Raw genomic sequence first — 24,624 nt, 5'->3', positions numbered from 1 at the left:
ATGCTGAAATAATAGATTAGAGTAGAATATTTTTAATTAGTAGTTAAAGGAGAATGAAATGGAACTTGATATAAATCAGATTCAAGAGATTTTACCACATAGATATCCATTTTTGTTAGTGGATAGAATTACAGATTGCACACCAGGCGAATCAGCTAAGGGGATAAAATGTGTTTCAGCAAATGAAATGCAATTCATGGGACACTTTCCAGGTAACCCAATAATGCCAGGCGTACTTATAATAGAAGCACTTGCTCAGGTAGGAGCAGTTGCAGCATTAAGTCTTCCTGAAAATAAGGGTAAGATTGTATTATTTGGTGGAATTAAGAATGCTAGATTTAAGCAGAGAGTAATTCCTGGTGACGTATTAGAATTAGAGACAACTATGGTTCAAAGAAAAGGACCTGTTGGCATTGCTGATGCAGTAGCTAAGGTTAATGGAAAGGTGGCAGCAAGCGCACAATTAACATTTGCAATTGCAAATGAGTGATGTTATAATTATCTCGTATTTTACGCTTAGTTAGGTTTATGCTTGACAGAGAATAAAATTACAGGGGCTCCTTTGATTTGAAATCGTAGGAGAATAGGGAGGAATTATAAGATGCTTAAAGATGCGTTTTCAGAAGTATATATGAAATTTAAATTGCATTTTTATCAAAAAGCTTTTGAAAGATTAAAAGAAAGAGAAGCTTCACTTACAACAGTGGAAACTTTCTGCATGGAAATTATATATGCACTTGGAAAACCAACAGTTGCTGAGTTTTCAAGAGTTGCTAATATCTCATCGCCTAATGCTGCTTATAAGATTAATAATCTTGTTAAGAAAGGCTATATTAGAAAAGTAAGATCAGATGTTGACAAACGAGAGTGTTATCTTGAAGTAACTGAGAAATACTTAGAGTATTATAATATTAGTAATAGTTATCTTACTGAAGTAATGGAACGCATGGAAAAGCGTTTCACGAAGGAAGAACTTAAATTTGTTAAAAGAGTTTTAGAGGTTATGAGTGAAGAGCTTATGCCTGAGGTAGATTTAAGTCATAAAAGAGATTAATTGTATAGCATAAGGACCTACATAGTGTAGGTTCTTTTTAGTATACACGATGGGAAAGTGTAAATTTGATTAAATAGTTTGTTTTGTATATGTTATAGGTGTTATAATAAAAAGGAGAAGATATTTTAAAAATATTGGAGGGTTATAATATGAAGAAAATTTTTAATGTGGCGGCTTTTGTATGTGGTATGGATGAGGAATATCCTTATCAGATTATACGTGGAATTAATGATTATGCTAAAGAACATGCTATAAATATTTCATATTTTGCTTCTTTTGGGGGAGCAGTTGAGAATAATACATTTGATGATGGAGAATATAGCATATATAAGCTTCCAAATTTAGCAATGTTTGATGGGGCTATTCTTATGACTAATACTTTTTCTAATTCTACTATAAGAAATACGATAATTGATAGTGTTAAGGCATCAGGAATCCCTTCGGTTATATTTGAGACTAAGGATTATGAAGAGTTTTATGATGTAAGCATAGATAATTATGCAGTTATGAAAAAATTGGTAGAACATCTTATAAAAGTGCATGGTGCTAAAACATTTAATTTTATAGCTGGACCTGAAGAGAATCCTGAAGCTAAGGCAAGATATCAAGCTTTCAGAGATGCTCTTTCAGAAAATGGACTTGATTTTGACGAAGATAAACGTTTATATAAGGGGTTCTTTAGAAGTTATGATGGAATTCATGCAATTGAAGAATTTTTTGATTCTGGTTTAAGTTTGCCGGATGCATTTGTATGCGCTAATGATAGTATGGCTCTTACTGCAATGAATAAACTTCAGTCTAATGGGGTTAAAGTGCCTGATGATGTAATTATAACTGGATTTGATAATATTTTTAATGCTAGACAATCATTTCCTGTTCTTACAACTATTAAGAGACCACTTTTTGCTTCTGGAGTTAAGGCTTGTGAAGTATTATATTCTCTTATGAAAGGTGAAGAACAACCACGCAGTACACTTATGGATGCTGAGCCTGTATATGCTGAAAGCTGTGGATGTCAGATAAATAATGAAGAAAATAATTTGGAATTTAGAAAAGAAATATCAATTAAAATTGAGCGTACTTATACTGGTATTCATATGCTCAATAAATTGATTGCTGCATTAGCTGTTAGTAAGAATATAGAGGAATGTTCTAATGCCATCTTAGAATTACTTGAGGCTATTGAGTGTAGGGATTTTAGTCTTTGTCTCGTAAGTGATTGGGAGAAAACATATAATACAATTTCAATAGATAAAAAAGGTGATAATTATCCAGAAGCGATGACTGCTCCTCTTATTTGGGATCATGGTGAGAAGCATTCAGTTAGGAGTTTTCCTAGTAAGCAACTTAGACCTGAAATTCAAATGTCAAGCGGTAATATAAGTTATTATATTCCACTACATTTTGGCCCAAGGATTCTTGGATATTATATTATGTCTAATACGGATTTTCCAATATATAGTAAGCATTGTCATACAATTACAATGTGTATAGGTAATGCCATTGAAAGCATTTCAAAACTAAATGTATTAGATTCGTTATGTGGAATTTACAACAGAAACGGTTTTAATATTAATGCTGGATATATTTTTGAAGAATGTGTTAAAGCAAAGGCACCTATATCTGTTATTTTTATAGATGTTGATGGACTTAAAGTTATAAATGATACATATGGCCATAAAGAAGGCGATACAACTATTATAGCTATATCAAGAATTATTGAAATGGCTTGTGGCCAGATAGATGTATGTGGCAGAATCGGTGGAGATGAATTTGTCGTTGTTGGAAGAGGCGATGAATTTGCTGAGATTTTTGAAAAGAGATTTTATACTGAACTTAAGAAAAAGAATGAAAACTTTGATAGGCCATATGAGTTAGATGCAAGTGTTGGTTATATAATTACAGTACCGGAAGAATCAGATTCATTGATAGAACTTATACAGCAGGCTGATGCTGAAATGTATAAGGTTAAAAAGACAAAGAAGAATCATAGATAAGGTTTGGATACTTGACATTATTGTACTATTAGTTTATAATATTTGGCATTGTGGATAACTATATGTTGATGCTTGAAAAATTATATATAAGTTGAAAGGGGCATAATGATGGCTGAATCAAAGAAAATTGTTATTACATATTCAGGTATGAAAAAACTTCAGGATGAACTTGAAGATTTAAAAGCTAATAAGAGAAAAGAAGTTGCAGAGAAGATTAAGGAAGCAAGAGAACAGGGTGACCTTTCTGAAAATGCTGAATACGATGCAGCTAAGGACGAGCAGAGAGATATCGAAGCTAGAATTGAAGATATTGAACAGATTTTAAAGAATGTTGAAGTTGTTGATGAAGACGATGTTGATCTTACAAAGATTAACGTAGGTTGTGAAGTTAGAGTTAAACCACTTGGTGGAGAAGGCGAGAAGAAACTTCAGATCGTGGGTTCAACAGAAGCTAATAGCCGTTTAGGTAAGATTTCAAATGAATCACCTCTTGGAGCAGCTCTTATGGGTAAAGAAGTTGGTGATGTTGCTACATTTGAAGCACCAGCAGGTGAATATAAATATGAAATTCTTGAGATTCACAAAATAGATGAATAATAGAGTGTTTAAATAATAACCTAAATTGTTATAAAGTAATAAAAATAAGGATTCTGTTATACAAGTAATGGAATCCTATAATAATATAAGTAAGAAATATAAGTAAGGAGATATTATGGCAGGTCAGAACAATAACGCGGAAATGGATCTTAATCAGTTATTAAAGGTTCGTAGAGAAAAGTTAGCTAATCTACAGGCAGAAGGAAAGGATCCATTTGTTATAACAAAATATGATGTAACATACCACACACAGGAGATTAAGGATAACTTCGATAAACTTGAGTGTATGCATGATGAAGAAGGTAAGCTTATTAAAGATGATAGTAAGCTTGTTTCTATTGCAGGTCGTATGATGTTGAAACGTGTTATGGGTAAGGCCTCATTCTGTAATATTCAGGATAGAGATGGAAACATCCAGGTATACGTTGCTAGAGGTGATGTAAGTAAGGAAGAACCTTGGCAGGAATACCTTGACTTTAAGAAGATGGATATCGGTGATATCGTTGGTGTTGTAGGATATCCTTTCAAGACTAAGACTGGTGAAATGAGTATTCACGCTACATCAGTTACTCTTCTTTCAAAGAGTCTTCAGATCTTACCAGAAAAGCACCATGGTTTAACTAACACAGATCTTAGATATAGACAGAGATATGTTGACCTTATTATGAACGAGGAAAGCAAGAATACATTTATTAAGAGATCTAAGATGATTAGTGAAATCAGAAGATATCTTGATGGACAGGGATTTATGGAAGTTGAAACTCCTACATTAGTTCATAATGCAGGTGGTGCAGCAGCTAGACCTTTCTTTACACATTATAATTCACTTGATGAAGATGTTAAGCTTCGTATTTCACTTGAATTATATTTAAAGAGACTTATTGTTGGTGGACTTGAAAGAGTTTACGAAATCGGTCGTGTGTACAGAAATGAAGGTGTTGATACAAGACATAACCCAGAGTTTACACTTATGGAATTATACCAGGCATACACAGATTATAATGGTATGATGGATTTAACAGAAAACTTATATAGACATCTTGCAAAAGCTGTAACAGGTAGTGAGGTTATTACATATAACGGAATCGAAATGGATTTATCAAAGCCATTTGCTAGACTTACTATGGTTGATGCAGTTAAGCAGTATTCTGGTGTTGACTGGAATGAAGTTAAAGATGTTGAAGAAGCAAGAAAGCTTGCTGATGAACACGGTGTAGAGTACGAAGAACGTCATAAGAAGGGTGATATTCTTAATGCATTCTTTGAAAAGTATGTTGAGGAACACCTTATTCAGCCTACATTTATCATGGATCATCCAATCGAGATTTCTCCACTTACAAAGAAGAAACCAGAGAATCCAGAATACGTAGAAAGATTTGAATTCTTTATGAATGGTTGGGAAATGGCTAATGCATACTCAGAACTTAATGACCCAATCGATCAGAGAGCAAGATTCGCTGCACAGGAAGAAGCATTTGCTGCAGGTGATGATGAAGCTGAGCATACAGATGAAGACTTCCTTAATGCACTTGAAATCGGTATGCCTCCTACAGGTGGTATTGGTTTTGGTATCGATAGAATGGCTATGTTACTTACAGATAGCCAGGCTATTAGGGATGTATTATTATTCCCGACTATGAAGTCACTTGATGCTGACAAGAAATCAGGTAGTGATGATGCAGAAAGCACAAGCGGTGGATTCTTTACACCTAATAATCAGATTGATTTTAGTAAGGTTGCAATCGAGCCTTTATTTGAAGAGGCTGTTGATTTTGATACATTTAGTAAGTCTGACTTTAGAGCAGTTAAGGTTAAGGCTTGTGAAGCAGTTCCAAAGAGTAAGAAACTTTTACAGTTCACTCTTGATGATGGAACAGGAACAGATAGAACAATTCTTTCAGGAATTCATGATTTTTATGAACCAGAAGATCTTGTTGGTAAGACACTTATTGCTATTGTAAATCTTCCACCAAGAAAGATGATGGGAATTGAATCATGTGGTATGTTATTATCAGCTGTTAATAATATTAAGGATAGTGAGGATGAAGAACTTCACCTTCTTATGGTTGATAATCATATTCCTGCAGGAGCTAAATTGTATTAATTACTATTTGCTAGAGAATTTAAGATACAAAAAAGGAATTTAAGTAATGAATTTATGGAACTCCTCAGAGTTACAAGTCTGAGGAGTTTTATAGATATATAGGGCAAAAAAGGAGATATTGATTATGAAGAAGATTACCGTTTTTTTTGGAATTCTTTTTGTCGTTGCAACTATTATTTTAGTAGGATTAGGTTTTCTAGAATCATTCACTATTCAAAGTGAATATGATAACGATCGAGTTGAAAGATATGAAAAGATGCAACTTAAGGATACTAAGGCAGTAATTACAGATAATACGTTAGAAGAAGACCATAGAGTTTGTGTTGAAAACTCAGAAAAAATGCTAGATTTTTGGGATAACGTACACATGGGAATTTTGGGTATATGTGTGGCATGGTGTGTTTTCTTAGTTTTAGTATTTTTAAGCATTTTATCAAAGAGTCGTCATTATGTATTTGTAAGAACATTTTTCTTATCTATTTTAACTTTAGCAATTTTAGCGGGCAGCGCTTATTCAGCTAAGATTATTTATGGACGTGAAGAGCCATATCCTGATAATCCAAACTATGATTATTTAAAAGAATCTTTTAAATACGTAGAAGTAAGTGTAAATGAAAAGAAGGATAAGGGATCTGATAATAAAGATGGTTACTTTATTGTGACTACAGATGGTAAAGAATTCGAAATTGATAGAATAATGTACGATAGAATTGATGATATGGGAACATATTATTTAGCTCAGACAGAAAATAGTGGAAAAGTTTTGAATTTATATTCTGGAGAAAAATTCCAGTTAGAACAAAAATAATAAATCGTATTAATACCCGTGTTAAAATGCTTTATGCGCCTGCAAAGGATAAAGCAAATGGAAGAAAAATGTTTTGCAGGCAACATCCATTTGTATAATCTTGTAACCTCTTACAGAGGTGTTAAACCTTTTTTAACACAGGGTTAATATAAAGGGAGCAGACTTTAGCCTGCTCCCTAAATATTTGGGGGTATATGTTATATGGAAATAATACAAAAATTACAGAATCATTCTCTATGGATGGATTTTTTGAATTATAAAATCGCAAGAGGAGATATGCGAAAGAGAGATCAAGAAGATTTAACAGAATTTGTTGTTCAAAGAGAATATTTAGAACTCGTATCGCGATTACAAGAAGGTCAGGAAATGTCGATACCACGTATTATTGAAGTAAACAAAAATGGCGTAAAGAAGAAGAGAGTTGTGTTCTCGTTTGAACGAGAGGAAAATTATTTTCTTAAGATGTTGGCTTATTTATTGAAAGAATATGATGGATTGTTCTGTGATAATTTATATTCTTTTAGAAATGATACTGGCGTAAAGAAAGCTATATGGAAAATTGTTTCAAATGAAAATTTTTACGAATCATATTCATACAAGGTGGACATTAATGATTATTTTAATTCTATTAATGTTGATAGAGTTTTAGAAGAGTTAAAAGAGCGATTGCCTAATGAAAAGTGGCTTTATGGTTTTTTAAAACGTTTATTGAAGAATCCATATGCGTTAAAGGATGGAACAAAAGTGACAATAAAAAAAGGCGTGATGGCAGGAACTCCAACAGCTTGCTTTTTGGCGAATCTTTACCTGTGTGATATGGACAAATATTTTATGGATAGAAAGGTTGTTTATGCAAGATATTCTGATGATATTATTGTTTTTTCTAACAGTGCTGAATCTATTATAAAATATGAAAATGTCGTAAAAGATTACTTGAATAATTATGAATTGAAGGTTAATCCAGCTAAAGAAATCAGGACTGAACCAGGAGAAAAGATAGAATTTTTAGGATTTGCATTTGCTGGAAAAGAAATAAATGTTTCTGATATTGCAGAAAAAAAGATTAAAGCGAAGATAAAGAGAAAAGCAAGAGCTTTATATAGGTGGAAAGTAAGAAAATCTGCCAGCGATGAAAGAACAGCAAGAGCTTTTATTAGATATTTGAATAATAAGTTTTATCATAATGCGATTCGCGGCGAAATCACATGGTGTAGATGGTATTTTCCGTTGATAACCACTGATGATAGAATTCGTCGTATAGATGAGTACGCGGTGCAAAATATTCGATATCTTTATACTGGAAAACATGGGAAAAAGAATTTTGATTTGAAGTATGAAAGTATAAAGGAAATGGGTTATAGAAGTCTGGTAAATAATTTTTGGAAATATAAGAATGGAAAGTATGAGGAAGGGTAGGAAGAAGTAGTAAAAATGTATGAAAATTGGGGGTAAAGCGGTTGTATAAATTTTTGTATTGACATTCCATATTGGCTTTGATATAATTTTGACAATTTAAATTAATTTAAATTTAGAAAATGATTTATAACCTAAAGGAGGGGCTATTATGGAATATTTTGAGGACTATTATTTAAGATTAGTACATGAGATGGTAAGAACGATTTTGAAGCTTTTGTTCAACATTGATACAGTTGATGCTAACAAGGAGCTAGAAAAGAGCAAGGAGCAGAAGGAGAAATATGACATGCTCATCGCACTTGCCAAGGAAGGTAAGATTAACGAAGCTGAGAACATACTTTATGAAGATGGCTTTATAAGCAATAAAGATGATCTTAAGATTGGTGTTCTTTTCTATGATTATCTAGTTGGATTAAATGATGAATTTCTAGAATCACATGACTACAGAAAGAAGGAAGCTTATGATGGTCTTGAGATGTTGCTTAAGAAAAATGGTTATGATGATATAGAAAACATTCTATAAGATTGTAGATTCAGAAGGTAATGTAATCTTAACAGGAATTGCTAAGAAGAAAATAAATTACTTATTATATTCATCACCTGAAATTAAGGATGGTGTTACATATACACTTATTGCTGGTGAAGTTTCAACAGAATTTACAGCAACAACTGTTGCTCCAGAAGGACATGGTGGACCAGGCATGCCACCGCCACAGTGGGGATAGAATCCAGAAGAAGTAGATGTACTACATCAGTAAAATTTTAATCTCATGCAAAAATAGTTTATAGGTATTTAAAATAAAGAGGACTATGGTCATTGACCGTAGTCCTTGTTTTATGAATAATTATTTAAAAGCTTGATTGCAAAACTAAGTTCTGGCTTTTGTCACACATAAACCCTTCTATGTGTGTACAATATATAAGGAAATTTGATATAATTATCTGAGGGGAAAGAGACGAATAAAAATGTATAGATAAGGTTATAAATGTAAAAAGAAATTGGAGAAATTATGAGAATTAAAAAGAATCTAGTGCAAGTTGTGGCTACACTTGCAGTGGCACTTACAATTACAGGTGCCATGTCTATTAAAGCTGAGGCTAAGCTTAACAATATAAAGGTAACGGCGCCTTCTGGTAAAACAGTTAAAGTTGCCATGGGTAAGAAGGTTAAGCTTAAGGCTGTAGTTAAGAAATTAAAGAATAAGAAGGTTTCATTTAAGTCTAATAATCCAAAGATTGCAAAGGTTAATGCAAAGGGATTTGTTAGTGGACTTAAGGATGGAAAGACAAAAATCACAGTAACATCAAAAGAAAATCCAAAGATTAAAAATACAATCAAAGTTGTTGTATATAAGAATGCAGTTAAGAAAATTAAACTAAATAAAATTAACGTAAATCTTAACACTGGTGAACAATGCAAATTAAAAGCTAAGATTAAGCCAGTTAAGAATGTAAGTAAAGTTCTTAAATATACTTCAAGTAACAAGAAAGTTGCTACAGTTACAAAGAAGGGTGTAATTAAGGCAGTAGCAGTAGGAACTGCAAAGATAACAGTTAAGGCAACTGATGGAAGTAAGAAAAAAGCTATATGTAATGTAACTGTTACAGGTAAGAATGAGGCTAAAAATGAAGTTTTAGAAATTAAGAATGTAAGTATTAGATGTGGACATGCAATTGATGTTACACTTACAAAAGCTAAAGAATTAATAGCTGAAGATTTTGATGTTTCATATAAATACTGTGAAAGTAATAAGAATTCAACAATTTATGGAATTGAGTCATTGAATACAAATGATAATATTCATTATGAGATTTGTTTAAGTGGAAAATTAATATATGGAACCTTGGTAAATATAAAGATTAATGGCTTAGATGGTGTTTCATCAAAAACAGTAGTAGTGGATCGAAATTATTTTGATCATGAAATAGATGGAAATAGTGTGGATGATTATGTAAGATGTCTTAAAAATGGTAAGATACAGCTTAAATATTATGAGCTTAAAAATCAAAGATGTGAATATTTAAAGTATTCAGGATTAGCTAAATTTGAGGTACTAAACTTACCTGAAGGAATTTCAGTACAATATTCAAATGGTAAAACACAATTCGAACTTTACGGTAATTATAATGAAGATGCCGATGAATACAAAACGGTTGTTAAGGCTGTTGATGAAAAAGGTAAAGTAATGTATATGAATATTCATTTTATTGTATGTGATGATGATTATTACGTACGATTTAAAGAACCATATACTGGTACCTATTTAGCATATAAATATTATTCTAAGTATGAAGATGAATACTTGAAGGGGCAGGATGTAATAAGTCCATCAATTAATTTTTCTGATTATGGATATTATGGTACTTATTATTATGATTTCGTATCATATAAGGCTTCAGGGCTTCCTGAAAATATGAGGATGAATGAAGAAAATGGAAATCTTGAAGTTATCGATAAGGCAAAGGATGTTAAGCCAGGAGTATATAATATATCTATGTTGGCCACTTTGGAAGAAGGTCAAGTATTTGCTTTTACATATAAGTTAACTTTAGTTGAAGGAATAATTATATCTGGAAAATATGTTGATGGATTAGGAAAAAGCGTACCTTATTCTTCAAGTTTTTATTTTGAAAAAGGTGATGTATACAATACTGCTTATGGCGTAAAAACAGATGGTGAAGGTAATTACAAGTTAAGAATAGTTCCGGGTGTTTATAGAATAAATGGATGCATAAATCCATATTTTAAATCTTATGAAAATAAATTTACTAAGAGTCAAAAATATGATATAAGGTCAAATTATTTTGAAGTAAGAATTGCAGTTGATACAATATATGGCATGAGATTGACTAGTAGTGTATCTATATGTGATAAAAATGGAAAATATCGTTATTTGTCTACTTTGGCAGTAACGGATGATCAAGGTAGATATAAGATTGTATTATATGGATATTTAAGAAAAGGAAAATATAGAGTTATAGATGATTATGATTTAAACATAGTAAGTAATAGTTCAGGAAAAATGTATGAAATCGAACCATGTGGTTTTGTTATAGATGGAATTAATAAAGTTAGATTTAAGGCAAAAGAAGTTTAAGTTGAGGGGATAATATGAAGATAATAAAACGTATAAATAAATATATGGTTATGAGCGTGGCTTCTCTTGCATTTGCTGGGATATTAAGTAGTATGACGTATGCTAAGCCGAATATAAAAATTTCGTCACCTTCTGGAAAAGTTGTAAGAGTTGCTAAAGGTAAGAAGGTTAAACTTAAGGCTATAGTTAAACAATTAAAGGATAAAAAAGTTTCTTTTAAAACTAATAATCCTAAGGTTGTAAGAGTATCAGCAAATGGTACGGTTAAAGGAATAACAGCTGGTAAAACAAAAATTACTGTAATATCAAATAGTAATCCAAAGATTAAAAAGACAATAAAGGTTGTTGTTTATAAAAAAGCAGTTAAGAAGATTAAGCTTGGCGTGAAAAAAATTAATCTTAATGCAGGTGAGAAATATAAATTAAAAGCTAAGCTTAAGCCTGCTAAGAATGTAAATAAAACTTTAAAATACACATCAAGTAATAAGAAAGTAGCTACAGTTACTAAGAAGGGTGTTATTAAGGCACGCGCTGCAGGAATTGCAAAGATAACGGTAAAAGCAACTGATGGAAGTAAGAAGAAAGCAGTTTGTAATGTGAATGTAAGTGATTCTAAACTTCAGGTTGTGGATTCGACAGAAATCAAAAGCATAAAAGTTAGAGGTTTAAATAGTTTAGATATAGAACTTTCTAGAAAAAAAGTAATAGAACCTGGTGATATAAAAGTATCTAGTAAGCATCTTGCTGAAGGCAAGGAGTATTTTGATTATAGAATAGTAAGTCTAAATACAACTGATAATATTCATTATGAAGTGGTTTTAAATAGAAAGGTATATTTTGGTTCATACATCAATGTAAAAATAGATATGCATCCAGGTATTAAAACAAAGGAACAAGTAGTGGATGAATGCGTAAGATTTGATGCTTTATTCGAAGGTAATAGTGTTGATATATACTATATGTATAGTACAGATACGCATGTAATTATGCATTTTGGTAATTTTTTTGATGGATATCAAAATGAAGGTATTTATGGAGATAGATGTGAACCTATAAAATACACTATAATAGATATTCCGAAGGATAAAGATGTTGTTCTAAAATATGGTGGAACAGATGAGTATTCACTTGAATTTAAAAAACCATATTATGATTATAAAATGGTAGTTTTAGCTGAAGATGCTAATGGAAATAAAAAGTATTGTAATTATCATTTCTTTGCAGGTGATAAGGAAACAGTGTATGCAAGGGCGCATGAAGATACATATCTTGCATATAAGGCTAATTCTAGTTACGAAGATGGATATATAGAAGGGGATGAAGAGTATATTCCTATAGTGCTTTCAACATTAGACAAATGGAATGATTGTATAAATGCGTATAAATCATGTGTTGATTATAAGGCAACAGGACTTCCTGATAATACTGAGATTACAAAAAGTGGATATATTAGAGTTAAGGATTATAAATTAGATGTTAAACCGGGTACATATAATATAACAATAACTGCAACTACAAAAGATGGAAAGGAATTAGTTGTTCCGTATAAACTTAATTTGGTAGAAGGTGTTGTGGTTTCTGGAAAATTCACTGATGCATTAGGAAATCCTATTAAGAATGAGAAAATTTATTGTGATAATTATTATGGATATGAATATGGTATTGCATATGGGTTTAATAAATTATATGGTACAGCTCATAATGTTGGAAGAAGCGAATATACATATACCGATAATGAAGGAAATTATAAAATGAGAGTAATACCAGGAGTGTATAATATATATTCATTTAATAATGATGGGATAACTTTTTATCGATCTGAAAAGGTTTCGTTTAAATCTAATATAACATATAATATAAAATCAAATATTGAAGTATCTAAATAAATTTGTGAAAGACAAAAGTAATTTAGGATAATCAAACCCTCAACGAGTTTGATTACCCTATTATTATTTTGTTGGATATGTATCTTTTTGGTATTCAAGCAGCATATCAGGGATGTACTGCCAGTGGTGCGATTCGTAAAGTTTGTAGGTTACATCTGCTCCGTGGGTTTTAAGTCTTTCGTTAAGATTTTTGAGCCCTTCCAAAGTGGAAGGATTTCCGTTGTATCTATCAGCGTAATCAGGATCTTCTTTGGAACCTCCGCATAAGAATACAGACTTCTTTAATTCGGTATTTCTATCAAAATAACTATAATCATTAAGATATCCTTCAAGATTTAATGTGTCAGGATCTTCGTATAAGCACCAGAATGCAGGACTTCCAATTATATATTTACCAAAAGGCTGATTTTCATAGAGGTCGGAATTAAACATTGCATAGTGAGCAAATACTCCGCCGTTTGAATGTCCATATAGAGTTGAGTTTGTGTAATCAATATTGAAGTTTTCTCCCAGGTACGGCATTAGGTTATCTGTTATAAAGTCATCAAGCTCTTTACGTTTAAGAATAAGGTGGTTGAATCGGTTTTCTTCATCTCTTCCGTTCAGTTTATAGCTATAGCTTAAAGCTACAAGAATTACATCACTGGACTCACCATTATCCATAGCAGCCTTCATTTCAGGACAGTTACCGAAGCGGTATACACCGTCGGTAAGCAGTATTACGGGATATGTTTTATTATTATCGTAATCTGCAGGGAGAGTTACCTCAGCCTGGAATTCCACATCCATTTCCTCATCATAGATACTGATTTCGCGGATAGAATCACGTATTTTTTCAACAGATTCCTTGTCGTATTCCCATTGGTCGCGGTAATCGGCATCAGGATCTTTTATGGAATAATAATCTGGGTCTTCTGGATCTACAGTTCCTTTTGGAAGAACTTCGTAGGATTTATTTACCAAGGCTTTATGTGCCGCTACAATTTGCTCGGCACCATTCTCTGCTTCTGCATCTGTACAACTGAATTTTTCTTTTAAATCACTTTTAATATATTCTAAATATTCGTCAAAATTCTTAAATTTTTTTTCTTCGAAAACTGCTTTCCCGTTTTTTTCGAAAACTGTCTCACCATTTTCGTCGGTTTTAGCCATTGTTAAAGTATATTCACCGCCGTCATAGTGTTCATCAGGTATTTGATAATATGGTATTTTACCGTCTACCAAAATGTATTTTATGTATTCATAAGGATAAATTCCTTTTGAATTTTTAATATTTTTATATGATTGTTTGTATTCTTTATCAGTCATATATTCTCGGCTTTCTTTAAGTTCCTGTAAGGCAGACTCTTTTGTTCGGGTTTCAAATTCCACGCTTACTGTATGTTCTTTTTTCTTCGTTGATTTTGGGGTTTGGTCAAGTAGGGTGAGATCATGCATATCTACACGAGCTTTCTCAGTATCAGTCATTTTGTTTATTAAATGTATAGTATCATTGGTTTTGTCAGAGGTTGTTGCTGTGATACTTTCCGTTTCAGTTGTTGCTGATTTTTTTTGATCTTTACCGCATGATGTGATAAGCATCGTGGATATAAGGATTGTAATAAGTATAGATTGTTTTTTCATCGTTTGATTCTCCTATATTAAATTATTTGTTTTCTTTTGGGTTTACTGTATTCATAGAAAACAAAACACTTGTCTTATGATAATTGGTAAATGTGAACATCTTGTGAAAGAGATTTGTAGAAAATGTGTTTTTTGATTGAGGCTGGACAATGCTTTTTATTTGCTGTAACATCAAAGAAACAATAAAAAATATTTTTGTGGTCACATTTTATATTTGGGAAACTTAGATGAAATTGATTACAGCAATCCAATCGATAATGATGAATTTGACAATAATTTCATTAAGGAATCACCTGAACAGTTAAGAGATATTACATTCGAGAATATTTTTAAATAATTAATCTAAATAGTTAAGGGAGCATCAATTTTGATGCTCCCTTAGTTTAATATTCACTTATAAACTGAGGATTGTTATTTAGCCATTTTGCAAAATCCTTAAATATAGTTTTTGAATATTTCTTTTTTAAAAGTTTTGCACATCCTTTACTGGAAAGATCATCATGATTGATTTCTTGGTTTTTAACTTTTTTTTTAGCTGCTGAGAATAAATTTGTAAATGCTTTTTCTCCATTTTTTGTAAAATGACTAAAAGGAAAGCATTTGTTGATGAAAAACAAGTAGAGTAAAGAGAAAAAGTCTTTCCTTTTAGAGAAAAAAGCTAAAAGGAAAGCATTTGTTGATGAAAAACAAGTAGAGTAAAGAGAAAAAGTCTTTCTTTTTAGAAAAAATAGCCAAAAAGGAAAGCATATGTTGATGAAAAACAAGTAAATTAAAGAGAAAAAGTCTTTCTTTTTTGAAAAAATAGCCAAAAAGGAAAGCATATGCCAATAGAATTCAAGTCAATTAGAGTAAAAAAAGACTAAATCTATGAAAAAATAAATATTATGAATCATAACATCAGATCAGTTTTAAAAACATTAGATCATCAGAACAATTAATGTCAGTGTTTGACAAATTTCGATTTTTAAAGTAAAATTAGTCACGTGTTTAAATAATTTAAAAATAATGGGCGTTTCCGAAAGGAAGCGTCCATTTTGTTTTTCGAACAAAAGTTTGAAAAACAAATATATAAATTTGTTTAAAGATAATGGGGAAAAAAAGAAAAAAGAAAGGAAGGTTTCAATATGAACAAAAGAGTCATAAAGAAGACCATAGCCGTTGTTCTTAGTTTGGCGCTTTCATTTGCATATGTTCCAACATCTGCACAAGCAGCGTCTAAGAATAAGGCAATCAAGAGTGCTTCTACAAAGAAGTACAAAAAGAAAAAACCGGTTGGATTTAAGATTAGTAAAAATGCTGGAACTTATGCAAAAAAAGTAAAAGTAAAAGTTAAAGCTAAGAAAAACTACAAAGTTTATTTCACAACTGGTAAGAAGTTTAAGAAGAGTAAAGTAATTAAAGCTGGAAAGTCTAAGAAATTTACATTTAAAAAGACTACAACTTTAAAACTTCTCTCAGTTAAAAAGTCAAAGAAAGTTTCAACAAAGAAGCTTAATAAGATGGCTAAAAAATCGAAGAGATTATACGAATATAAATATGTAATCTCTAATGAAACAAATGACAATCAGAAAAAAACAGAGAAGAAGACAGATGACAAAAATGTTAAGGATGATAAAAAAACTTCCGAAACAAAAGAAGATTCAAAAGACATCGTAAATAATTTTAAGCAACCATATGATGAAAAGGATTTTGAAATTCCAGAAATTTCATATGAGGATAATGCTAAGGTTGATGAAGAAGCAAGTAAGGTCACAGAAACAACTCCTGTAGTTGCATTTGCTGAAGAAGGTACAAGCATTAAAGTAAATGGTGAAGAAGTAAAACCTGAAGGCATTACTGTTGGAGTTATGAAGGGTGTTACTAGAGTTTTAATTACAGCAGAAGGAACTTATGCATTTACAGGTGCAGTTAAGGATGCTGTTTTCGTTGTATCTAGTGATAAAGTTAATTTGATTTTTGATAATTTTACTATTGATAATACTAAGTTAGCACAGACAACAAAGGGTGATAATTCATCAGTTTCAATGTTTGCTGGTACTAATGTAAAAATCACTTTAGTAGGTGAGAATAATATACTTGGTAATGATTCATTTGTAAATGAACCTAAGGCTATTATTAATCAGGAAGCAAATGAAGAAAAGTCTTCAACACTTACAATTGTAAATGGCGGTAACGGTGTGCTTAATGTTGTTGATTCAATGGATGTTAATACAGAATATGCTGGTAAAGATCCAGCTGATGGTATTGTAACTAAGGGTACACTTAATATTAAGAGTGGTAACATTAATGTTACAACAAATGGCGATTGCTTAGATGGTACTGGAGCTAATGGCGAAGGTGGCGTTAAGATTTCAGGTGGAAATCTTAAGTTGACATCAAATAAAGGTTCTGCTATTAAGTCTAAGAATGGAACTGTAGATATTACAGGTGGTGTTGTTGAAGTATTATATTCTGGTGATGATGCAGTTAATGCAAAAAATTATTCAGTTAATATTTCAGGTGGATACTTAAAAGCTGATAATGTTTATGGTGATGGTATTCAGGCTGAAGAAGCAAATATTTCAGGTGGTAACGTTGTAATTAAGACATATTTTGAAAATGCAGGTCTTAACTATTACAATGAGGAACTTGGTGAAGGAAATTATAATACATTAATTAAAAAAGATGGTTTCACAAGTTCAAGTAAGAGCGAATATATTAATGTAGATACAGGTAGTCATAAGGGAATTAAGGTTGGTTCAAAAGATTACTATTATATATATAAATCGGTTAAACCAATAAGTAAATTAGTTGCTGGAGAAGAGTATCATAAAGATGCAAGTGGTGGATTAAATATCACAGGTGGTTATATCAATCTTGATACAACAAATACAGGTGTTAAATATGGTGCTGAAGGAGGTATGCCTCCTATGAATGGACAGCAACCACCAAAGGATGGTTATGCAGCTAGTCCTGATGAAGATTTTGAAGAAGAACAAAAAGATAGTAACCTTACAACATGTGGTGAAAATCAGGTTATCTTAGGATGCCCAGAAGATGGTATTAAGAGCCAAAACTCATTTAATATGTCAGGCGGTAAACTTGTTATTAATGCCTCAGATGATGGTATTTCAGTAGCAAATGATACATCAATTACTGGAGACAGTAAGGTATATGTTAATAGAGCATATGAAGGTGTAGAAACTAAGAATCTTATTCTTGGTACAGATGGTGGAAATGATTCACCATATCTTTACACATACACATATGATGATGGTATTAATGCAACAGAAAAGTATAAAGTTGTTTATACATATGAAGATGAAAAAGAAGAAAAATATGCAAGAGACACATATTCACGTCCAGGTGGATGTTTTAGAATTTACACAGGTGAAATAAATGTCTACATTGCAGATGATAAAAAACATGACTATAAGTTACATGTAACTAACGGTTTTGGTGTTCTTGAAGATAATAGCGATTATGAAGGAACATTTTCAGCAAATGGTGATGGTATCGATTGTAACGGTGCATTCTATGCATATGGCGGAAAAGTACTTGCATATGGTGCTGTTGCTCCAGGTAATTCACCTATAGATTGTAATGATGATTATTACATTGGAGATGGTGTTACATTACTTTCAGTTGGTGATATGGGAATGCCAGAAGATCCAACTATACTTAAGCAACCAGTAATACAGTTTGGTGGAAATGAGCATGGTGGTCCAGGTGGACCTCCTCCAGGATTCCCAGGAGATGGCGAAGGATTTAATCCAGGCGAAGGATTTATGCCACCTCCACCACCAATGGATTTTGATAGAGGAACTTCACCTCTTGGAATTGAAGTTGGAAGTTATTATAAGATAGTTGATTCTAAAGGAAATATAGTATTTTCTGAAATTGCAAGCAAGGCACTTAGATATGTTTTATATTCTTCAGCAAATATTAAGAATGGAGAAACATATACTCTTGTATGTGGAGATACAAAGACAGAAGCAACTGCTTCAACAGAAGTTAAGGAGCACGAAGGATTTGGCCCACCACCATTTGAGGGAGCATTTCCTGCAGAATAATAAATTAATCTCATGCAAAAATAGTTTATAGATATTTAAAATAAAGAGGACTATGGTCATTGACCATAGTCCTTGTTTTATGAATAATTATTTAAAACTCTTTGTTTTGTAATTAAATGTCTTTTCTGTTCCGCCAACACTAACTGTACACTGTGTTTTCTTAACACTAAAAACGACAACGTCTTCACCGTTATTACCTTTGATAGTTCCGAGAAATTTTGTGTTCTTACCAGTCTTATTGCATCTGTATAAATCACCAGCACTAAGTTCATCATTCTTATATTCCATAAAGTAGAATTTTCCACCTACTTCACCACAATACATACCATTATCGCAGAGTTTCTTAATATTCTTAAGTCCCTTATTTGTAAACTTAACTAAATCATATTCACAAGCACTAACATCTGTTGTGAATTTCTTTTTGATTACAGCGTATTTACCATTGATTGCAGCAAATTCGCCTTTAGTTTCTTTATTAACCTTATTTGTCTTTGTATTTAAACTAAAGAGATCATTTCTATATGAACCCCAGCTATATCTTGTTAAGTAAATTCTGTTTTTAACGATTGTATTGATACCGATAAAATCTGGCTCTGACTTTAAATTCTTTTTTGTCTTCTTAACTGTAGCTACCTTTTTAAACTTCTTTGTTTTTAAGTTTAACTTATAAACTTTCATACCTTTTGTAAAATATAATGTTTTTCCATTTGTGAATGCGCTGTCCTTATTGATAGCTGTTTCTTCATATTCTTTCTCACTCTTTGAAGAAACCATTACATGTTCACCATCATAACAGAATGTATAATCTCCAACTGTTTCTGCCTTGCTTGCTTTACCAGTCTCAACACCTTCAAATAAATGTACATATGCTGAGCTCTTTGTAGCTTTCTTTTCCTTTGCGCTTACTTCATATGTTCCTGTTAAACCTGCTACTGAACAAATTGCTAATGCTGTAACTCCAATATAACCAAATACTTTTCCTATTCTTTCGTTCTTCTTAATCATTTTTATTTCTCCTTATCATACATAATTTTATTTTTTGATTTTTATTTTTTGATTTTTATTTTTTGATTTTTTTAAAGTTCAAAATAAATACGCGTTATTTACCTTTTTCACTAACTATACGATTCAAAAATCCATTTCCGGACATTTTATAAAAATTTTTTTTAAGTGCACTTTTGGGCATTTTTTTGTTATGTCACATTTGAGATTCCCTATGTGTATTTATTATGTGAAGAGATTTGATTTAATAATCTATAATAAATAAAACGTGGAGGGCGAAATGAATAAGAAAATATTTGGACTAGTATTTGCTATTTGTCTGATGATAAGTGGCGGAGTGTTTTCGCAGAATGTTAATGCTGCAGAAAATATGAAAGATGAAATTGAAGCTAATCTTGTAGGGACATTATCAAAACCTGGTGATAGCGTAGCAATTTCTATTAAGCAGGCATATGAAAATAAGTACGTAAAATATGTTTCAAGTACGGATGATACAGTAATAGTATATACTGATAGCAGTAAAATAAGACCAGATATGTATATCTATGATAAAGATGGTAATTATGTAAGAAAATGTATAGGTAACATTAATGATCCTATGAAAACAGGAAGCGAGTATAATATTGGAACTTTAGTAAAAGTTAAGAAAGGATCGACATACTATTTTGAATGTGGTATGGAGGGTGAAATTACCGATAACTACAATATTAAAGTTGCTAAAGTTCCAGAAGGATATGATTATGGATGTGGCGTATGGGTATATGAAAGAAATACAAATACTGGATATGAAACAAGTCATGCTTTGGATTTAGAAAATTATAAAAATGTCGGTCTTACATATGATAAGAAAACAAAGGTTTTTACTTTAAATAATTATAAAGGCAATAATGGATTTTATATATATGGCTATCCTGATATTCTTTCGGATGAACCAGTTGTAGAGATAAAAGTTGTTGGTGAGAACATTATAAAGAGTTCTTGTATTAATGAAGGAATAATAAAGATAGATGCTCCAGTAAAGATTACAGGAAATGGTACATTAACTTTTGATGATTATAAGGATGCTTCAGATTCGGAATCATATCAATATAGAGATGGTATTTATAGTACTTATGATTTGACTATTGATGGACCAGTCATTAATTTTGATTACGATTATTCTAATACTATAATGGAAGTATTTGGTAAATTGACTCTTCAAAATGGAAAAATTAATATAAATGGTGGCAAGGGTGGAGTCTATATAGGAATATATGCTACAACCATGGAAATAAACGGCGGAGAGATTAATTCAAATAGAGAAACTTTTTATGGAATACTTAGTGCTAGATTATTTAAAATGAATGGCGGAACTATAAATGCAGTTGTAAAGTGTACTGAAAAAACAAATACACCTAATAATAATTGCTATAGAGCAGTATTTTATGGTTCTGATATAGTTATAAATGATGGAGTTATTATTGTTCAATATGAAGATACAGATATTGATAAGGATAAGATAGATTTTGAAAATCCAATCCTTGCTGGAAAATCAGCTACTATTAATGATGGAAACATATTTATCGTAATTCCTGATAATTTAAAGGAGTTGCTCCCTAAGGATATAGTAGGAACATATGGAACAAATACTGAGAAACCAATAATAAAAATCTCAAAGAATGTAAATATCGTAACTGGTTCAAGTCGTGATATTATTAAGATTCCTAAAAAAGAAGCTGAAGTTAAGCCTGAAGGTCAAGTAGTAGTAACTAAATTTGCTGTAAAAAATCTTAAGTACAAAGTTCTTAAGGCAGGAACCAAAGATGGTAAAAATATAGGTGAAGTTTCAGTTGTTGGAGTTAAGAAAAAAACAGTTAAGAAGATAAGCGTTGGCGCTTTTGTTACATATGATGGCGTTAAATATAGAGTTGTTTCAATTGGAAATAAGGCATTTAGTAAACTTAAGAAACTAAAAAAGGTTACTATTGGAAAAAATGTTAGAAGCATTGGAGCGAAAGCATTTTACGCAGATAAGAAACTTACTAAGATTATAATTAAGTCTAAGAAACTTAAGAATGTAGGTAAGAATGCAATTAAGAAAACATCAAAGAAACTTGTAATCACAGTACCTAAGAAGAACAAGAAATCTTATGCTAAGAAGTTTAGAAAAGCAGGAAATAAAAAGGTAGTGGTTAAATAAGGATAAAGTCAGTCCGTTAGGGCTGACTTTTTTGTTTACACGACGAGGAAAGTGCTGAAAACTTGCTTTTTAGCATTTGACGACCGTGATACAATCTCAAATAAGAGAAGCGGTTTCGGCGATTAGATGAATCTTTAATAAGCTATATAGAAAAATAAGGTGTTTCATGATAACATTAGTATTATGTAATGTGAATAAGTAGTTTTGAAAATGTATTGAAAGGAATTTAACATATGACAAACAAAGAAATTCTGCAGGTTGCTATGAAACAGTCAGCAGAAGACATAGGATGTAAAACAGAAGATTTTATAAAAAAAGAAAACGTGGTGGTACCACTCAAATTAGGTACGGATGCAAAGAAATACTACGAACTACCAATTGGATGCAATTTCATATCATATGGAAGTAATATCGTTGTTGGGGCCAGTGAAGATATGTTAAAAGTTGTAAAAGAATATGTTAGTTTATATGAGTTTTATCATTGCTTTGAAACACCGAATATGTATTGGCTAAATGAAAAGATTAATCCTATGGGAAAGGGTGTCTGCTTCATGGCAGAGTACTACCTACCGGATATGAGTAGATTAAGTAATATACCATGTGATTTTGAATTGAGAGTACTAGGAAAAGAAGACTTTGAAGAATTATACCTACCGCAATGGTCAAATGCATTATGCAAAGATAGAAAGCACCTTGATGTACTCGGAGTAGGCGCATATGAAAAAGGAAAATTAGTTGGACTATCAGGATGTTCAGCAGATGCAAAAGACATGTGGCAAATAGGCGTAGATGTACTGCCAGAATACCGTAGAAAGGGAATAGCGAAATCCATAACATCAAGATTAGCATATGAAATCCTTGAAAGAGAAAAGATTCCATTCTATTGTACAGCCTGGTCAAACATTAGATCAGCACGTAATGCCATGAAAAGTGGCTTCTTGCCAGCATGGGCAGAAATGACGGTAAAACCAAAAAAAGTCATAGACGATATGAATCAAAATTTAAAATAATAAGGTGTATAAAAGAATGGATTACGATAAAAGAAAATGGGCCAAGGCCAGGGAAGAGTTAATTAGAGAAGTAGTTGCTCTTGGATTTCCAGAGGAGTTAGGCGATGCTGTGGTAAAGAATCTTGGAAGCCCACAGGCTATGTATCGCATGACGGTTTATCTTCAAAATGTTAAACCAAAGAAAGCAGAAATGGTGGTTGATGAGATGCTTGCCATATGTTCTGATATTGGAAGATGGAAAGAAAAGAAAGAAAGCGAAGCAGCTAATGCAAATTACAGTGAGTATCTCGAAAGTAAGAGATATGAATAAGTATAAATACGACGAAAAGAAACATGTATAGAAAAATAGGATGTTTCATGATGACATTAATACTATGAAATGTAAATAAGAATATTTGGAAATGTATTGAGGGGAATTTAAACTATGACACAAAAAGAAAGAATGTTAAATGGACTTCCATACAAGGCGTGGCTTGATGGATTATCAGAGGAACGTATGGAATGTAAAGAACTAATTTATGAATATAATAATTTAAGACCAAGTGAAAGAGAAAGAAAGTCTGAACTGATAAAGGAAATCCTTGGCAAGACTGGAGATTATGTGAATATTGAAGCACCTTTTCATTGTGATTATGGGAAGAATATTGAAGTAGGTGAGGAGTTTTTTGCAAATTATAATTTTACAGTTCTTGATGTCGCTAAGGTTACGATTGGAGATCACGCACAAATCGCGCCAAATGTTTCGATTTATACAGCGGGTCATCCGATTCATCCAGAATCACGTAATTCAGGATATGAGTACGGAATTCCCGTTATGATTGGAAATAATGTATGGATAGGTGGAAATAGCGTGATTTTGCCAGGTGTTACAATTGGAGATAATGTTGTTATCGGCGCAGGAAGTGTAGTTACAAAGGATATTCCTGATAACATGATAGCAGCAGGTAATCCATGCAAGGTAATAAGAGAAATCACAGAGGCAGACAGGGACTATTATTATAAGAATAAGAAGTTTGATGTCGATGATTATAAATAAATGGAAAGCATAATATGGTTGTGAAAGCATTATAAAGCTACGAAATTAAGTTGCGGAGGTGGGAATGCTTTCTTATTTGGAAAAAATTAAGAATAGGAAAGCATTTTAAGGTTTGAAAAAGCAAGTTGGGGTAGTGGAAATGCTTTCCTATTTGGGAAAAACTAAGAAAAGGAAAGCATTTTAAGGTTTGAAAAAGCAAGTTGGGGAGGTGGGAATGCTTTCTTATTGGCGAAAATATAGGATAGGAAAGCATTTTAAAGATACAAAAGCAAGCTGAGACTGTGGGAAGTCTTTCTTTTTGGCAAAAATTGAAGAAAAGAAAGCATAAAGAAGTTACAAAAGTAAGTTGTGGAGGTGGGAAGTCTTTCCTATTGGTGAAAATTTAGAATAGGAAAGCATTTTAAAGATACAAAAGCAAGTTGGGGCTGTGGGAAGTCTTTCTTGTTGGCGAAAAATTTAGGATAGGAAAGCATAATAAAGTTATGGAAGCAAGTTGGGGCTGTGGGAAGTCTTTCTTTTTTGCGAAAAATGAAGAAAAGAAAGCATAATAAAGTTACAAAAGCAAGCTGAGATTGTGGGAAGTCTTTCTTTTTGGCAAAAATTGAAGAAAAGAAAGCATAAAGAAGTTACAAAAGTAAGTTGCGGCTGTGGAAAGTCTTTCCTATTGGCAAAAATTTAGGATCGGAAAGCATTTTAAAGTTACAAAAGCAAGTTGGGAAAGTGAAACGTCTTTCTTATTGGGAAAAATTAAGAATAGGAAAG

Annotated in this window: 20 protein-coding genes; 16 read left to right on the top strand and 4 right to left on the bottom strand. The window is 31.9% G+C overall.

The features are described from left to right. The first annotated feature begins 58 nt into the window (after window positions 1-58). The 8 genes from fabZ (at window position 59) to B5D16_RS05880 (ending at window position 8,499) form a co-directional block, all read left to right on the top strand. The gene (gene fabZ, locus B5D16_RS05915; protein WP_078766058.1) at window positions 59-490 is read left to right on the top strand and encodes a 3-hydroxyacyl-ACP dehydratase FabZ; all 432 of its coding nucleotides are present in this window, start codon (window positions 59-61) and stop codon (window positions 488-490) included. A gap of 111 nt (window positions 491-601) precedes the next feature. Beyond that, window positions 602-1,054: a MarR family winged helix-turn-helix transcriptional regulator gene (locus B5D16_RS05910; RefSeq protein WP_078766057.1), complete on the top strand. Its 453-nt coding sequence runs from the start codon at window positions 602-604 to the stop codon at window positions 1,052-1,054. A gap of 149 nt (window positions 1,055-1,203) precedes the next feature. Continuing rightward, complete coding sequence (locus B5D16_RS05905; protein ID WP_078766056.1) at window positions 1,204-3,051, top strand: substrate-binding and GGDEF domain-containing protein; 1,848 nt, start codon at window positions 1,204-1,206, stop codon at window positions 3,049-3,051. A 108-nt stretch (window positions 3,052-3,159) separates the two neighbouring features. Further along, entirely contained in the window at window positions 3,160-3,648 is a 489-nt protein-coding gene (gene greA / locus B5D16_RS05900) for a transcription elongation factor GreA (RefSeq protein ID WP_078766055.1), read from the top strand. Between the two features lie 115 nt (window positions 3,649-3,763). After that, window positions 3,764-5,752: a lysine--tRNA ligase gene (gene lysS / locus B5D16_RS05895; RefSeq protein ID WP_078766054.1), complete on the top strand. Its 1,989-nt coding sequence runs from the start codon at window positions 3,764-3,766 to the stop codon at window positions 5,750-5,752. Between the two features lie 124 nt (window positions 5,753-5,876). Continuing rightward, window positions 5,877-6,560, top strand: coding sequence for a hypothetical protein (locus B5D16_RS05890; RefSeq protein ID WP_078766053.1), 684 nt, complete (start codon window positions 5,877-5,879; stop codon window positions 6,558-6,560). A gap of 276 nt (window positions 6,561-6,836) precedes the next feature. Then, window positions 6,837-7,976, top strand: coding sequence for a reverse transcriptase domain-containing protein (locus B5D16_RS05885; RefSeq protein ID WP_159444301.1), 1,140 nt, complete (start codon window positions 6,837-6,839; stop codon window positions 7,974-7,976). Window positions 7,977-8,124: 148 nt separating this feature from the next. Then, window positions 8,125-8,499, top strand: coding sequence for a DUF6483 family protein (locus B5D16_RS05880; protein ID WP_078766051.1), 375 nt, complete (start codon window positions 8,125-8,127; stop codon window positions 8,497-8,499). A 57-nt stretch (window positions 8,500-8,556) separates the two neighbouring features. On the opposite strand, the gene B5D16_RS12715 is transcribed toward B5D16_RS05880, so the two are convergent. Next, window positions 8,557-8,679 carry a hypothetical protein gene (locus tag B5D16_RS12715; RefSeq protein ID WP_278286356.1) on the bottom strand — a complete coding sequence of 41 codons (123 nt, stop codon included), beginning with the start codon at window positions 8,677-8,679 and terminating at the stop codon, window positions 8,557-8,559. A 307-nt stretch (window positions 8,680-8,986) separates the two neighbouring features. Here B5D16_RS12715 and B5D16_RS05875 point away from each other — a divergent pair, with 307 nt between their 5' ends. Beyond that, a complete protein-coding gene (locus tag B5D16_RS05875; RefSeq protein ID WP_078766050.1) occupies window positions 8,987-11,074 on the top strand; it encodes an Ig-like domain-containing protein in 2,088 nt (695 codons plus the stop codon). A gap of 14 nt (window positions 11,075-11,088) precedes the next feature. Beyond that, window positions 11,089-12,960, top strand: a complete 1,872-nt coding sequence (locus B5D16_RS05870) for an Ig-like domain-containing protein (protein WP_078766049.1) — start codon at window positions 11,089-11,091, stop codon at window positions 12,958-12,960. Window positions 12,961-13,023: 63 nt separating this feature from the next. Here B5D16_RS05870 and B5D16_RS05865 read toward each other — a convergent pair whose 3' ends face one another. Then, the gene (locus B5D16_RS05865; protein WP_078766048.1) at window positions 13,024-14,583 is read right to left on the bottom strand and encodes an alpha/beta hydrolase; all 1,560 of its coding nucleotides are present in this window, start codon (window positions 14,581-14,583) and stop codon (window positions 13,024-13,026) included. Window positions 14,584-14,797: 214 nt separating this feature from the next. Between B5D16_RS05865 and B5D16_RS12710 the strand changes: the two genes are divergently transcribed. Then, window positions 14,798-14,920 carry a hypothetical protein gene (locus tag B5D16_RS12710; protein WP_278286355.1) on the top strand — a complete coding sequence of 41 codons (123 nt, stop codon included), beginning with the start codon at window positions 14,798-14,800 and terminating at the stop codon, window positions 14,918-14,920. 46 nt (window positions 14,921-14,966) lie between these two features. On the opposite strand, the gene B5D16_RS12380 is transcribed toward B5D16_RS12710, so the two are convergent. Further along, complete coding sequence (locus tag B5D16_RS12380) at window positions 14,967-15,392, bottom strand: hypothetical protein (protein ID WP_143405051.1); 426 nt, start codon at window positions 15,390-15,392, stop codon at window positions 14,967-14,969. Between the two features lie 315 nt (window positions 15,393-15,707). Here B5D16_RS12380 and B5D16_RS05855 point away from each other — a divergent pair, with 315 nt between their 5' ends. Beyond that, window positions 15,708-18,635, top strand: coding sequence for a carbohydrate-binding domain-containing protein (locus B5D16_RS05855; protein WP_078766046.1), 2,928 nt, complete (start codon window positions 15,708-15,710; stop codon window positions 18,633-18,635). A gap of 87 nt (window positions 18,636-18,722) precedes the next feature. On the opposite strand, the gene B5D16_RS05850 is transcribed toward B5D16_RS05855, so the two are convergent. Further along, complete coding sequence (locus tag B5D16_RS05850; RefSeq protein WP_078766045.1) at window positions 18,723-19,640, bottom strand: hypothetical protein; 918 nt, start codon at window positions 19,638-19,640, stop codon at window positions 18,723-18,725. Window positions 19,641-19,917: 277 nt separating this feature from the next. On the opposite strand from B5D16_RS05850, the gene B5D16_RS05845 reads away from it, so the two are divergent. The 4 genes from B5D16_RS05845 (at window position 19,918) to B5D16_RS05830 (ending at window position 23,862) form a co-directional block, all read left to right on the top strand. After that, a complete protein-coding gene (locus B5D16_RS05845; protein ID WP_078766044.1) occupies window positions 19,918-21,816 on the top strand; it encodes a leucine-rich repeat protein in 1,899 nt (632 codons plus the stop codon). 233 nt (window positions 21,817-22,049) lie between these two features. Beyond that, window positions 22,050-22,826, top strand: a complete 777-nt coding sequence (locus B5D16_RS05840; RefSeq protein WP_078766043.1) for a GNAT family N-acetyltransferase — start codon at window positions 22,050-22,052, stop codon at window positions 22,824-22,826. Between the two features lie 16 nt (window positions 22,827-22,842). Beyond that, the gene (locus B5D16_RS05835) at window positions 22,843-23,136 is read left to right on the top strand and encodes a hypothetical protein (protein WP_078766042.1); all 294 of its coding nucleotides are present in this window, start codon (window positions 22,843-22,845) and stop codon (window positions 23,134-23,136) included. 114 nt (window positions 23,137-23,250) lie between these two features. Next, complete coding sequence (locus B5D16_RS05830) at window positions 23,251-23,862, top strand: sugar O-acetyltransferase (protein ID WP_078766041.1); 612 nt, start codon at window positions 23,251-23,253, stop codon at window positions 23,860-23,862. The last annotated feature ends 762 nt before the right edge of the window (window positions 23,863-24,624 follow it).

Source organism: Eubacterium uniforme (genome assembly GCF_900167115.1).
Taxonomy (GTDB): Bacteria; Bacillota; Clostridia; order Lachnospirales; family Lachnospiraceae; genus Eubacterium_S; species Eubacterium_S uniforme.
The sequence above is the reverse complement of the archived record's forward strand: the minus strand, read 5'-3'. Positions and strand labels throughout refer to the sequence as shown.

Coding starts and splice junctions, on each gene's coding strand:
- fabZ (WP_078766058.1), top strand. CDS start 59: ATGGAACTTGATATAAATCAGATTCAAGAGATTTTACCACATAGATAT.
- B5D16_RS05910 (WP_078766057.1), top strand. CDS start 602: ATGCTTAAAGATGCGTTTTCAGAAGTATATATGAAATTTAAATTGCAT.
- B5D16_RS05905 (WP_078766056.1), top strand. CDS start 1,204: ATGAAGAAAATTTTTAATGTGGCGGCTTTTGTATGTGGTATGGATGAG.
- greA (WP_078766055.1), top strand. CDS start 3,160: ATGGCTGAATCAAAGAAAATTGTTATTACATATTCAGGTATGAAAAAA.
- lysS (WP_078766054.1), top strand. CDS start 3,764: ATGGCAGGTCAGAACAATAACGCGGAAATGGATCTTAATCAGTTATTA.
- B5D16_RS05890 (WP_078766053.1), top strand. CDS start 5,877: ATGAAGAAGATTACCGTTTTTTTTGGAATTCTTTTTGTCGTTGCAACT.
- B5D16_RS05885 (WP_159444301.1), top strand. CDS start 6,837: ATGCGAAAGAGAGATCAAGAAGATTTAACAGAATTTGTTGTTCAAAGA.
- B5D16_RS05880 (WP_078766051.1), top strand. CDS start 8,125: ATGGAATATTTTGAGGACTATTATTTAAGATTAGTACATGAGATGGTA.
- B5D16_RS12715 (WP_278286356.1), bottom strand. CDS start 8,679: ATGCCTGGTCCACCATGTCCTTCTGGAGCAACAGTTGTTGCTGTAAAT.
- B5D16_RS05875 (WP_078766050.1), top strand. CDS start 8,987: ATGAGAATTAAAAAGAATCTAGTGCAAGTTGTGGCTACACTTGCAGTG.
- B5D16_RS05870 (WP_078766049.1), top strand. CDS start 11,089: ATGAAGATAATAAAACGTATAAATAAATATATGGTTATGAGCGTGGCT.
- B5D16_RS05865 (WP_078766048.1), bottom strand. CDS start 14,583: ATGAAAAAACAATCTATACTTATTACAATCCTTATATCCACGATGCTT.
- B5D16_RS05855 (WP_078766046.1), top strand. CDS start 15,708: ATGAACAAAAGAGTCATAAAGAAGACCATAGCCGTTGTTCTTAGTTTG.
- B5D16_RS05850 (WP_078766045.1), bottom strand. CDS start 19,640: ATGATTAAGAAGAACGAAAGAATAGGAAAAGTATTTGGTTATATTGGA.
- B5D16_RS05845 (WP_078766044.1), top strand. CDS start 19,918: ATGAATAAGAAAATATTTGGACTAGTATTTGCTATTTGTCTGATGATA.
- B5D16_RS05840 (WP_078766043.1), top strand. CDS start 22,050: ATGACAAACAAAGAAATTCTGCAGGTTGCTATGAAACAGTCAGCAGAA.
- B5D16_RS05835 (WP_078766042.1), top strand. CDS start 22,843: ATGGATTACGATAAAAGAAAATGGGCCAAGGCCAGGGAAGAGTTAATT.
- B5D16_RS05830 (WP_078766041.1), top strand. CDS start 23,251: ATGACACAAAAAGAAAGAATGTTAAATGGACTTCCATACAAGGCGTGG.